The organism is Muriicola sp., assembly GCF_041567615.1.
In the GTDB taxonomy this organism is placed as follows: Bacteria; Bacteroidota; Bacteroidia; order Flavobacteriales; family Flavobacteriaceae; genus Muriicola.
In genome coordinates, this window is record NZ_JBFGBM010000077.1 from 1 (window position 1) to 11,165 (window position 11,165).

Sequence of the window (11,165 nt, forward strand, 5' to 3'; positions counted from 1 at the left end):
ACCATGGACTGGATGGAGCAGGAGCAGGAGCGCGGGATCACCATTACTTCCGCTGCCACAACCTGTACCTGGAATTTCCCGATGAAAAACGGGCAGATCATCGATGAGACAAAGCCCTACCACTTTAATATAATAGACACCCCCGGCCACGTGGATTTCACCGTTGAGGTGAACAGATCGCTCCGTGTCCTGGATGGTCTGGTTTTTCTTTTCAGTGCGGTTGACGGGGTAGAGCCCCAGTCTGAGACCAACTGGAGGCTGGCAGACAACTACAAGGTACCCAGGATGGGATTCGTGAACAAAATGGACAGGCAGGGTTCCAACTTCCTCGCCGTATGCCAGCAGGTGAAGGACATGCTTAAGTCCAACGCCGTTCCGATCGTTCTTCCCATTGGGGACGAGGCCGATTTCAAAGGGATCGTAGACCTGGTCAAGAACAGGGCGATTGTATGGCATGAGGATAATTTCGGATCCACTTTTGATGTGATCGATATCCCTGCCGACATGGAGGATGAGGTTAAAGAATACCGTGCCGCCCTGATCGAAGCAGTAGCAGAATACGATGAAAACCTGATGGAAAAGTTCTTTGAGGACGAAAATTCCATCACGGAAGACGAAATACACGCCGCCCTCAGGGCTGCTGTGATGGACATGAGCATCATCCCGATGATCTGTGGTTCATCATTCAAGAATAAAGGAGTACAATTCCTCCTGGACGCCGTTTGCCGTTACCTTCCTTCTCCTCTGGATAAGGATGCCATTGTAGGGATCAATCCCGACACAGGGGCTGAAGTGGCCAGAAAACCCGATGTTAAAGAGCCTTTCTCTGCTCTTGCCTTTAAGATCGCGACAGACCCCTTCGTAGGTCGCCTCGCTTTCTTTAGAGCGTATTCAGGTAAACTGGACGCGGGATCATACGTGCTGAACAACCGTTCCGGGAACAAGGAAAGGATCTCCAGGATCTACCAGATGCACTCTAACAAGCAAAACGCAGTAGAATCTATCTCTGCCGGTGACATTGGAGCTGCTGTAGGTTTTAAGGATATCAAGACGGGGGATACCCTCTCTGATGAGAAGCACCCGATCGTACTCGAAAGTATGAACTTCCCCGATCCTGTGATCGGTATCGCCGTAGAGCCAAAGACAAAGGCCGATGTGGACAAGCTCGGAATGGCTTTGTCGAAGCTGGCAGAGGAGGATCCTACTTTCCAGGTAAAGACCGATGAGGCCTCAGGACAGACTATTATCTCCGGAATGGGAGAGTTGCACCTCGATATTATCGTAGACCGACTGAGAAGGGAGTTTAAGGTAGAGGTAAACCAGGGTCAGCCTCAGGTAGAATACAAAGAAGCTATCACCAGGGCTGCAGATCACCGCGAAGTGTATAAGAAACAAACCGGTGGTCGTGGTAAGTTCGCAGATATCGTCTTTACCATGGAACCTTCTACTCAGGAGAAGGCCGGATTGGAATTCGTCAATGAGATCAAGGGAGGTAACATCCCTAAAGAATACATTCCGTCAGTGGAGAAAGGCTTCAGAGAAGCTATGAAAAACGGACCTCTGGCCGGTTTCGAAATGGACAGCATGAAGATCGTTCTCAAGGATGGATCCTTCCACCCTGTGGATTCGGATTCTCTCTCTTTTGAACTGGCGGCCAAGCTAGGGTACAAGACTGCGGCCAAGGCTGCTCGTGCCGTGCTTATGGAGCCCATCATGAAACTCGAAGTGCTTACCCCCGAAGAGAATATGGGGGATATAGTAGGAGACCTTAACCGTCGTCGCGGACAAGTGAACAACATGTCTGACCGTTCCGGTTCCAAGGTAATCAAAGCCGAGGTGCCCCTTTCAGAAATGTTTGGATACGTCACAGCACTGAGGACGCTGTCTTCAGGAAGGGCTACGAGTACCATGGAGTTCTCGCACTATGCCGAAACGCCTGCCAATATCGCAGAAGAGGTAATCAAAGCAACCAAAGGGGTAACCGCTTAATTTCAAGGAGATGAGTCAGAAGATCAGAATAAAGTTAAAATCATACGATTACAACCTGGTAGACAAGTCTGCCGAGAAGATTGTAAAAACCGTAAAGACAACCGGGGCTGTGGTAACCGGACCTATTCCGCTGCCTACCCACAAGAAAATCTTTACCGTATTGCGTTCACCTCATGTGAATAAGAAGTCGAGAGAGCAATTTCAATTGAGCTCTTACAAGAGGCTTCTCGATATTTACAGCTCTTCCTCCAAGACCATTGACGCTCTGATGAAGTTGGAGCTCCCCAGTGGTGTGGAAGTAGAGATCAAGGTGTGATAGATTAATTGGGAAGGCAGATGCTTTCCCCGACATGTCCGGAGCGATAAGCGAAGGAAAAACGGAAACAAAAATAAATTCGGGGTCGAATTATTTTTGGCCCTGTTTTTTTGTCAGAAGAATTAGAAACATTTAAACAATTAATAATAAATAGTATGTCTGGGTTAATAGGAAGAAAAGTAGGCATGACCAGCATCTTTGACGAGAATGGGAAGAACATTCCATGTACCGTCATCGAAGCAGGACCATGCGTAGTTACCCAAGTCAGAACCGAAGAGGTAGACGGGTACAATGCCCTTCAGCTCGGTTTCGATGACAAGGCAGAAAAACGTGCGAAGAAGTCCGAAAAGGGCCACTTCAAGAAAGCAGGTGCTTCTCCCAAGAAAAAGGTCGTCGAATTCCGTCATTTTGAAGGAGAGCACAAATTGGGAGATACCCTTGGGGTAGACCTGTTTGTGGAAGGAGAATTTGTGGATGTCACTGCAACATCCAAAGGAAAAGGCTTTCAGGGAGTTGTAAAAAGGCATGGCTTCGGCGGTGTCGGACAGGCTACTCACGGGCAGCACAACAGACTGAGGGCACCGGGATCCATCGGCGCGGCCTCTTATCCTGCAAGGGTTTTCAAAGGAATGAAGATGGCCGGCAGAATGGGCGGTGAGAAGGTGACCGTACAGAACCTGCGGGTGCTGAAGATCGTACCGGAAAAGAACCTGATCGTCCTGAAGGGATGTGTTCCCGGTCACAAAAATGCTTACTTAACGATAGAGAAATAATGAAAGTAGCAGTTTTAGATATCAACGGTAAGGAAACAGGGAGAAAGGCAGACCTTTCTGACGCTGTATTCAAGATAGAGCCCAACACCCACGCCATTTATCTGGACGTGAAGCAGTACAGGGCGCATCAGAGGCAAGGTACCCACAAGTCCAAGGAAAGGGCTGAGATCTCCGGTAGTACCCGAAAGATCAAAAAGCAAAAAGGTACCGGAACTGCCCGTGCGGGAAGTATCAAATCTCCGATCTTCAGGGGAGGGGGAAGGATCTTTGGTCCGAGGCCAAAGGATTATTCCCTGAAACTCAACAAGAATCTGAAGCGTCTGGCCAGGAAATCGGCCCTGAGCATCAAGCAGCAGGAGAACGCTATCATGGTCGTTGAAGACTTCAATTTTGAGACCCCTAAAACCAAGGATTTTATCAACGTACTCAAGGGCCTTGGCCTGGAAAATAAAAAGTCCCTCTTTGTCTTGGGCGATACAAATAATAACGTATATTTGTCGTCGCGCAATTTGGAAGGATCAGAGGTCATAACTAACTCAGAATTAAGCACTTACAAAATATTAAATGCCAATAATATTGTGTTGCTTGAGGGTTCGTTAGAAGGAATCGAGGCCAACTTAAATAAATAAGAAATCATGAGCGTGTTAATAAAACCCATCATTACGGAGAAGATGACAGCAGACAGCGAGTTGCACAACCGCTATGGTTTTATCGTAGATCCCAAGGCCAACAAGTTGCAGATCAAAGATGCTGTTGAAGGCACTTACGGGGTGTCCGTAAAGAAGGTTAGGACCATGAATTACGGGCCGACCCGCAAGACCAAATACACCAAGACAGGGATTCAGCAGGGAAAGACAAATGCTTACAAAAAAGCTATAGTCGATGTTGCTGAAGGTGATGTCATTGATTTTTACAGTAATCTATAAAGACACCAAATGTCAGTTAGAAAATTAAAACCGATCACTCCCGGACAGCGATTTAAAGTAGTAAACGGATTTGACGCGCTTACTGCTGATAAGCCGGAGAAAAGCTTGCTTGCTCCGTTAAAAAAGTCGGGAGGTAGAAACAGTCATGGAAAGATGACCATTCGCCATAGGGGTGGAGGTCATAAAAGAAGGTATCGTCTGGTTGATTTCAAGAGGACGAAGCAGGGTGTTGAAGCCGAGGTGAAATCCATCCAGTACGATCCCAACAGAACCGCTTTTATTGCTCTGATTGAGTATAAGGACGGTGAAAAAAGCTATATCATAGCTCAGAACGGTTTAGAGGTAGGCCAGAAAGTAATTTCCGGAACCGGGGCATCCCCTGAAGTCGGAAATGCCATGCCTATGAATGAGATCCCCTTGGGAACCATCCTTTCCTGCATTGAACTGCGCCCCGGACAAGGAGCGGTGATGGCCAGAAGTGCCGGAACCTTCGCGCAGCTCATGGCCAAGGAGGGTAAATACGTAACGATCAAATTGCCTTCAGGGGAAACCAGGATGGTGTTGGGCAATTGCCTGGCAACCATCGGGGCTGTTTCCAACTCAGACCACCAGCTGATCGTCTCCGGTAAGGCCGGACGTAGTCGCTGGTTGGGCAGAAGGCCAAGGACAAGACCTGTTGCGATGAACCCTGTTGACCACCCCATGGGAGGTGGAGAAGGTAGGGCATCCGGAGGACACCCGAGATCCAAGAAAGGTATACCGGCCAAAGGTTACAGGACGCGTTCCAGGACCAAGGATACCAACAGATATATCATAGAACGTAGAAAGAAATAAAAAGTAGAAAGAAATGGCACGTTCACTAAAAAAAGGACCCTACGTTCACCTCAGCCTGGAGAAGAAAGTCAGGCAGAATGTAGACTCAGGTAAGAAGACCGTGATCAAAACCTGGTCCAGGGCTTCTATGATCACTCCGGACTTCGTGGGTCAGACCATCGCGGTACACAACGGAAAGCAATTTGTCCCTGTTTATGTCACTGAGAACATGGTAGGACACAAATTGGGAGAATTCTCTCCAACGAGGTCTTTCCGAGGTCATGCCGGAGCTAAAAACAAAGGTAAAAAGTAAGTAAGCTATGGGAGTTCGAAAAAAACAAATGGCCGAAAGAATTAAGGCAGAGAAGAAAGAGCTGGCCTTCGCAAAGCTGAATAACTGCCCTACCTCACCCCGCAAAATGCGCCTGGTCGCTGACCTGGTTAGGGGAGCTGAGGTGGAGAAGGCACTTGCCATCCTCCGGTTCAACCCGAAGGAAGCCTCCCGCAGGCTTGAAAAACTTTTGCTTTCAGCTATAGCCAACTGGCAGGCAAAAAACGAGGATGCAAACATTGAGGAAGCCGACCTCATCGTGAAAGAAATCCGGGTAGATTCCGGAAGAATGCTGAAACGACTCAGACCGGCACCTCAGGGAAGGGCTCACAGGATAAGAAAACGTTCAAACCATGTCACCTTGGTGGTAGGCGCAAACAATAATACAGAAGCTTAGTATGGGACAAAAGACAAATCCAATAGGAAACCGCCTGGGAATCATCAGGGGATGGGAATCCAACTGGTACGGAGGCAATGATTACGGGGACAAACTCGCTGAGGACGACAAGATCAGGAAGTATGTTCACGCCCGTTTGGCCAAGGCCAGTGTTTCCAGGGTGATTATCGAAAGGACCCTGAAACTGATCACCGTTACCATTACCACCGCAAGGCCGGGTATCATTATCGGTAAAGGAGGTCAGGAAGTTGACAAGCTGAAAGAGGAGCTCAAAAAGATCACCGACAAAGAGGTGCAGATTAATATTTTCGAGATCAAAAGGCCTGAGGTAGATGCAAACCTCGTAGCGGCTAGCATCGCCCGTCAGATCGAGAACAGGATCTCCTACAGGAGAGCCATCAAAATGGCTATTGCCGCTGCCATGAGGATGAATGCCGAAGGAATTAAGGTGATGATCTCAGGACGTTTGAACGGGGCCGAAATGGCGCGGTCAGAATCTTATAAAGAAGGCCGAATCCCATTGTCTACCTTCAGGGCAGACATCGATTACGCCATGGACGAAGCCCATACTACCTATGGCCGACTGGGAATCAAAGTATGGATCATGAAGGGTGAGGTGTACGGAAAAAGAGACCTTTCACCTCTTGTGGGAATGTCTAAAGGGTCCGGAAAGGACAAGTCGGATTCCGGAAAGAAACGCAGAAGAAAATAATACGAAAAGTAGGAAGACATGTTACAGCCGAAAAGGACAAAGTTTCGCAAAGCGCAGAAAGGCCGTATGAAAGGCAATTCCGGAAGGGGGCACCAGCTTTCTAACGGGATGTTCGGGATCAAATCAATGGATTCCGCCTTTATCACTTCGCGCCAGATCGAAGCAGCCCGTGTTGCTGCTACACGATATATGAAGAGACAGGGCCAGTTGTGGATAAAGATATTCCCGGACAAACCCATTACGAAGAAACCTCTTGAGGTACGTATGGGTAAAGGGAAAGGAGCTCCTGAATACTTTGTAGCCGTAGTAAAACCGGGTAGGATCATGTTTGAAGTAGCGGGTGTCCCAATGGACATAGCCCAGGAAGCTCTCAGGCTGGCAGCTCAAAAATTACCGGTAAAAACAAAATTCGTTGTGGCTAGGGATTACGAAGCCGCCTAAAATCAACGCAAAGAGATCATGAAACAATCAGAAATCAAAGAATTGTCGGTAGAGGATTTGAAGGATAAGATGGCGGACCTCCAAAAGAAGCATGCCGACCTAAAGATGGCCCACGCCGTGACACCCCTGGAAAATCCACTCCAGCTGAGACAGGTGAAAAGGACCGTGGCCAGACTGGCTACAGAATTAACAAAAAGGGAAAACCAATAACGGGTTCTGCTTTATGGAAAAAAGAAATTTAAGAAAAGAGAGAGTAGGCGTTGTAACCAGCAACAAAATGGAGAAATCCATCGTGGTTTCCGAAGTAAAGCGGGTAAAGCACCCTATGTACGGTAAGTTCGTATTGCGGACAAAGAAATATGTTGCACACGATGAAACCAACGATTGCAATATTGGAGATACTGTAAAGATCATGGAGACAAGACCTTTGAGTAAGACCAAGTGCTGGAGATTGGTAGAAATCCTTGAAAGAGCTAAATAATTATGTTACAGCAAGAATCTAGACTTAAAGTGGCAGACAACACCGGGGCTAAAGAGGTGTTGACCATCCGTGTACTGGGTGGAACCAAAAGAAGATATGCTTCCGTAGGGGACAAGATCGTGGTTTCTGTAAAAGAAGCTACCCCCAATGGAACTATAAAAAAGGGTGCTGTATCAACAGCCGTAGTGGTAAGAACCAAAAAGGAGGTAAGGCGCCCAGACGGCTCTTACATCAGGTTCGACGACAACGCCTGCGTACTGCTGAACCCCACCGGGGAGATGAGAGGTACCAGGGTTTTTGGTCCGGTAGCCAGAGAGCTCAGGGACAAACAGTTCATGAAAATTGTTTCATTAGCTCCTGAGGTGCTATAATCATACAAGAGGATGAAATTAAAGATAAAAACAGGAGACACAGTACGGGTGATTGCCGGAGACCACAAAGGTTCCGAAGGCAAGGTCCTGTCTGTAGACCGAGTGAAGAACAAGGCGATCGTAGAGGAGATCAATATGGTGTCCAAGCACGAAAAGCCAAGTGCCAAGAACCCTCAAGGGGGAATCGTAAAAAAGGAAGCACCTATCCATATCTCTAACCTTTCCCTGATCGACAAGAAGTCAGGGGAGACCACCAGGGTAGGATTCGAAGTCAGGGATGGAGAAAAAGTGCGGGTTTCAAAGAAATCTAACGAGGTAATATAGTTATGGCTTACGTTCCAAGATTAAAGAAAGAATACCAAGAGCGGGTGATCGCATCCCTGAAAGAGGAATTTGGGTATGACAATATCATGCAGGTTCCCAAACTGAAGAAGATTGTGGTCAGCCGTGGCGTTGGTGCCGCAGTCGCAGACAAAAAGCTGATTGACCACGCCGTGGAAGAACTCACTATGATTACAGGTCAGAGAGCCGTATCGACCATTTCCAAAAAGGACGTGGCATCTTTTAAACTCAGGAAGGGAATGCCCATAGGGGCCAAGGTGACCCTCAGAGGAGAGAAGATGTACGAATTCCTCGACAGGCTCGTTACCACGGCTCTGCCCAGGGTAAGGGATTTCCAGGGGATCAGGGCCACCGGTTTTGACGGCCGTGGGAATTACAACCTCGGGATCACTGAACAGATCATTTTCCCTGAGATCAATATTGACAAGATCAACAGGATCAATGGAATGGATATCACATTTGTGACCAGCGCTGAAACAGATAAAGAAGCACAATCCCTCCTGGCAGAATTGGGTCTGCCTTTTAAAAAGAATTAGTATGGCTAAAGAATCGATGAAAGCCCGCGAACGCAAAAGGGCAAAAATGGTAGCGAAATACGCAGAAAAGAGAAAAGCACTGAAGGAGGCCGGTGATTACGAGGCATTGCAAAAACTGCCGAAGAACGCTTCTCCCGTGCGCATGCACAATCGCTGCAAGCTCACCGGAAGACCAAGAGGTTATATGAGGACCTTCGGACTCTCCAGGGTAATGTTCAGGGAAATGGCCAACAAAGGGTTGATCCCAGGTGTGAAAAAAGCAAGTTGGTAATACTACAAAAAAGGAAAGAACATGTTTACAGATCCTATCTCCGATTACTTGACACGAATTAGAAACGCCAGCAGGGCGGGTCACAGGGTAGTAGAAATACCGGCTTCCAACCTGAAGAAGGAAATCACCAAGATCCTCTTCGACCAGGGGTATATCCTGAGCTATAAATTCGAGGAGGACAAGGTACAGGGAACCATCAAGATCGCCCTGAAATACGACAAACAGACCAAAGAGCCCGTGATCAAGAAGATCCAGCGAATCAGTAAGCCGGGATTGCGCAAGTACGCCGGCCACGAAGAACTGCCCAGGGTACTCAACGGCCTTGGTATTGCCATCGTCTCTACCTCTCACGGGGTGATGACCAGCAAGCAGGCAAAGGCTGAGAACGTCGGGGGCGAAGTACTTTGCTACGTATATTAAAAAGAAAAAAGTATTAGAAATGTCTAGAATAGGTAACAATCCGATAGCGATCCCAGAAGGAACCACTGTAGAGGTAAGGGATAATATCATTACCGTCAAAGGAAAACTGGGTGAACTCACACAGGAATACTCCTCTGTCGACATCAAGGTGGAAGACGGACAGGTATGGATCACCAGGCCTTCAGATTCCGGCCAGGACAAGGCAAAGCACGGTCTCTACAGGGCTTTGGTCTTTAACATGGTGAAAGGTGTTTCTCAGGGCTGGACCAAGGAGCTGGAACTGGTAGGAGTCGGATACCGGGCCAGCAACCAGGGACAAAAACTGGATCTCGCTCTAGGATTTTCCCATAACATTATCATCGATCTGGCACCCGAGATCAAGGTAGAGACCACCTCAGAGAAGGGAAAGAACCCTACCATCAAACTGACCTCGCATGACAAGCAGTTGATCGGGCAGGTAGCAGCAAAGATCCGCTCTTTCCGCAAGCCTGAACCTTACAAAGGAAAAGGGATCAAGTTTGCCGGTGAGCAATTGAGAAGAAAAGCAGGTAAATCAGCATAAGAAAAGATCATGGCATTATCAAAGACTGAAAGACGGGACCGAATCCGAAAGAGAATCAGAAAGATCTCTTTTGGCACAGCTGAAAGGCCAAGACTGTCTGTATACAGGAGCAACAAAGAGATCTACGCCCAAGTCATTGACGACAACGAAGGAAAGACTCTTGTGGCTGCTTCCTCCAGAGACAAGGAGTTGAGCAAGGCCAAGGGTACCAAGACGGAGATCGCTACCCTCGTGGGCAAGGCTCTTGCGGAAAAGGCATTGAAGGCCGGTATCGAAACGGTCGCTTTTGACCGTGGAGGGAATTTGTACCACGGACGTGTTAAATCATTGGCAGAAGGTGCCAGAGAAGGCGGATTAAAATTTTAAGAGATTACTATGTACGGTAAATACAAGAATGTAGAAACAGTAAAACCGGGAGGTCTTGAACTCAAAGACAGACTGGTGGGCGTTCAACGTGTAACCAAGGTGACCAAAGGAGGTCGGGCATTCGGTTTCTCCGCCATCGTGGTTGTGGGAGATGAAAAAGGTGTTGTAGGACACGGCCTGGGCAAGTCCAAGGAAGTGGCTACCGCCATTGCCAAAGCTATTGAGGACGCAAAGAAGAACCTCGTCCGAATCCCGCTGAGCAAGGGTACCTTACCCCACGAGCAAAAAGGGAAATACGGAGGGGCCCGAGTATACATTCAGCCTGCCTCTCACGGTACGGGAGTGATCGCAGGAGGTGCCGTACGTGCGGTACTCGAATCTGTAGGGGTGCAGGACGTATTGTCCAAGTCTCAGGGTTCCAGCAACCCACACAACGTGGTGAAAGCCACTTTTGACGCCCTGCTTCAACTGAGGGATGCCAGGACCGTGGCTGCACAGCGCGGAATTGCCCTTGAAAAAGTTTTTAAAGGATAAGGAACGATGGGAAAGATAAAAGTAACACAGGTCAAGAGCAGCATTAAAAGGCCTCAGAATCAAAAGAGGACCCTGGAGGCCCTCGGACTCAGGAAATTGGGACAGGAGGTCATCCACGATGATACTCCGAACATCCTGGGGATGATCAATAAAGTTAAACATTTGGTTTCTACGGAAGAAGCTTAAGAAAAGCGTGTTGAAATGAATTTAAGCAATTTAAAACCAGCCGAAGGTTCCGTTCACAAGGATGGAAAGATCATAGGAAGGGGTCAGGGATCCGGTAAAGGAGGAACTGCCACCAGGGGTCACAAAGGAGCCAAATCTCGTTCCGGATACTCCAAAAAGATAGGTTTTGAAGGTGGACAAATGCCTCTTCAAAGACGCGTGCCCAAATTCGGGTTCAACAATATCAACCGCGTTTCTTACAGGGGGATCAACCTCAGTTCGCTTCAGGAGCTCGTCGACAGCGGAGCGGTCAAGAAGACCGTAACCCTCGAGGACCTGATCGAGAACGGACTGGCCGGCAAAAATGACCTGGTCAAGATACTAGGGGGTGGAGAACTGAAGGCTGGCCTGAAGGTCAC

Annotated in this window: 22 protein-coding genes; all 22 read left to right on the plus strand. The window is 48.2% G+C overall.

The window, feature by feature from the left end:
• The coding region (gene fusA, locus ABYP73_RS06860; RefSeq protein ID WP_372973842.1) for an elongation factor G at window positions 1–1,989 on the plus strand (1,989 nt) is incomplete at its 5' end.
• Window positions 1,990–1,999: 10 nt separating this feature from the next.
• Window positions 2,000–2,305: a 30S ribosomal protein S10 gene (gene rpsJ, locus ABYP73_RS06865; RefSeq protein ID WP_008613600.1), complete on the plus strand. Its 306-nt coding sequence runs from the start codon at window positions 2,000–2,002 to the stop codon at window positions 2,303–2,305.
• Between the two features lie 155 nt (window positions 2,306–2,460).
• Window positions 2,461–3,078: a 50S ribosomal protein L3 gene (rplC, locus tag ABYP73_RS06870; RefSeq protein ID WP_372973843.1), complete on the plus strand. Its 618-nt coding sequence runs from the start codon at window positions 2,461–2,463 to the stop codon at window positions 3,076–3,078.
• On the plus strand, window positions 3,078–3,707 hold the full coding sequence (gene rplD, locus ABYP73_RS06875; RefSeq protein ID WP_372946393.1) for a 50S ribosomal protein L4: 630 nt from the start codon (window positions 3,078–3,080) through the stop codon (window positions 3,705–3,707). Before rplC ends, rplD begins: the two co-directional genes overlap by 1 nt.
• 6 nt (window positions 3,708–3,713) lie before the next feature.
• The gene (rplW, locus tag ABYP73_RS06880) at window positions 3,714–4,004 is read left to right on the plus strand and encodes a 50S ribosomal protein L23 (RefSeq protein WP_372946394.1); all 291 of its coding nucleotides are present in this window, start codon (window positions 3,714–3,716) and stop codon (window positions 4,002–4,004) included.
• Between the two features lie 9 nt (window positions 4,005–4,013).
• Window positions 4,014–4,838 carry a 50S ribosomal protein L2 gene (rplB, locus tag ABYP73_RS06885; protein ID WP_372946395.1) on the plus strand — a complete coding sequence of 275 codons (825 nt, stop codon included), beginning with the start codon at window positions 4,014–4,016 and terminating at the stop codon, window positions 4,836–4,838.
• Window positions 4,839–4,851: 13 nt separating this feature from the next.
• Entirely contained in the window at window positions 4,852–5,130 is a 279-nt protein-coding gene (gene rpsS / locus ABYP73_RS06890) for a 30S ribosomal protein S19 (protein ID WP_163692676.1), read from the plus strand.
• A gap of 7 nt (window positions 5,131–5,137) precedes the next feature.
• On the plus strand, window positions 5,138–5,545 hold the full coding sequence (rplV, locus tag ABYP73_RS06895; protein WP_163692678.1) for a 50S ribosomal protein L22: 408 nt from the start codon (window positions 5,138–5,140) through the stop codon (window positions 5,543–5,545).
• A gap of 1 nt (window position 5,546) precedes the next feature.
• Window positions 5,547–6,257 carry a 30S ribosomal protein S3 gene (gene rpsC / locus ABYP73_RS06900; RefSeq protein WP_188370855.1) on the plus strand — a complete coding sequence of 237 codons (711 nt, stop codon included), beginning with the start codon at window positions 5,547–5,549 and terminating at the stop codon, window positions 6,255–6,257.
• 18 nt (window positions 6,258–6,275) lie between these two features.
• Complete coding sequence (rplP, locus tag ABYP73_RS06905) at window positions 6,276–6,698, plus strand: 50S ribosomal protein L16 (RefSeq protein ID WP_372945525.1); 423 nt, start codon at window positions 6,276–6,278, stop codon at window positions 6,696–6,698.
• A gap of 18 nt (window positions 6,699–6,716) precedes the next feature.
• Window positions 6,717–6,908, plus strand: a complete 192-nt coding sequence (gene rpmC, locus ABYP73_RS06910) for a 50S ribosomal protein L29 (RefSeq protein WP_372945526.1) — start codon at window positions 6,717–6,719, stop codon at window positions 6,906–6,908.
• A 13-nt stretch (window positions 6,909–6,921) separates the two neighbouring features.
• The gene (rpsQ, locus tag ABYP73_RS06915) at window positions 6,922–7,179 is read left to right on the plus strand and encodes a 30S ribosomal protein S17 (RefSeq protein ID WP_066424976.1); all 258 of its coding nucleotides are present in this window, start codon (window positions 6,922–6,924) and stop codon (window positions 7,177–7,179) included.
• 2 nt (window positions 7,180–7,181) lie between these two features.
• Complete coding sequence (gene rplN, locus ABYP73_RS06920) at window positions 7,182–7,550, plus strand: 50S ribosomal protein L14 (protein ID WP_129605547.1); 369 nt, start codon at window positions 7,182–7,184, stop codon at window positions 7,548–7,550.
• 12 nt (window positions 7,551–7,562) lie between these two features.
• On the plus strand, window positions 7,563–7,874 hold the full coding sequence (gene rplX, locus ABYP73_RS06925; RefSeq protein ID WP_372973844.1) for a 50S ribosomal protein L24: 312 nt from the start codon (window positions 7,563–7,565) through the stop codon (window positions 7,872–7,874).
• Window positions 7,875–7,876: 2 nt separating this feature from the next.
• On the plus strand, window positions 7,877–8,428 hold the full coding sequence (rplE, locus tag ABYP73_RS06930) for a 50S ribosomal protein L5 (protein WP_372945528.1): 552 nt from the start codon (window positions 7,877–7,879) through the stop codon (window positions 8,426–8,428).
• Between the two features lies 1 nt (window position 8,429).
• Window positions 8,430–8,699: a 30S ribosomal protein S14 gene (rpsN, locus tag ABYP73_RS06935; RefSeq protein WP_188370860.1), complete on the plus strand. Its 270-nt coding sequence runs from the start codon at window positions 8,430–8,432 to the stop codon at window positions 8,697–8,699.
• Window positions 8,700–8,720: 21 nt separating this feature from the next.
• Window positions 8,721–9,119: a 30S ribosomal protein S8 gene (gene rpsH / locus ABYP73_RS06940; protein WP_188370861.1), complete on the plus strand. Its 399-nt coding sequence runs from the start codon at window positions 8,721–8,723 to the stop codon at window positions 9,117–9,119.
• 19 nt (window positions 9,120–9,138) lie between these two features.
• Window positions 9,139–9,681, plus strand: a complete 543-nt coding sequence (gene rplF, locus ABYP73_RS06945; protein WP_372945529.1) for a 50S ribosomal protein L6 — start codon at window positions 9,139–9,141, stop codon at window positions 9,679–9,681.
• Window positions 9,682–9,690: 9 nt separating this feature from the next.
• Window positions 9,691–10,047: a 50S ribosomal protein L18 gene (gene rplR, locus ABYP73_RS06950; RefSeq protein ID WP_372945530.1), complete on the plus strand. Its 357-nt coding sequence runs from the start codon at window positions 9,691–9,693 to the stop codon at window positions 10,045–10,047.
• A 9-nt stretch (window positions 10,048–10,056) separates the two neighbouring features.
• A complete protein-coding gene (gene rpsE / locus ABYP73_RS06955; protein WP_163692697.1) occupies window positions 10,057–10,581 on the plus strand; it encodes a 30S ribosomal protein S5 in 525 nt (174 codons plus the stop codon).
• 6 nt (window positions 10,582–10,587) lie between these two features.
• Window positions 10,588–10,767, plus strand: coding sequence for a 50S ribosomal protein L30 (gene rpmD, locus ABYP73_RS06960; protein WP_188370864.1), 180 nt, complete (start codon window positions 10,588–10,590; stop codon window positions 10,765–10,767).
• A 15-nt stretch (window positions 10,768–10,782) separates the two neighbouring features.
• Window positions 10,783–11,165: 50S ribosomal protein L15 (gene rplO / locus ABYP73_RS06965; protein WP_372973845.1), on the plus strand; the 383-nt coding region annotated here is incomplete at its 3' end.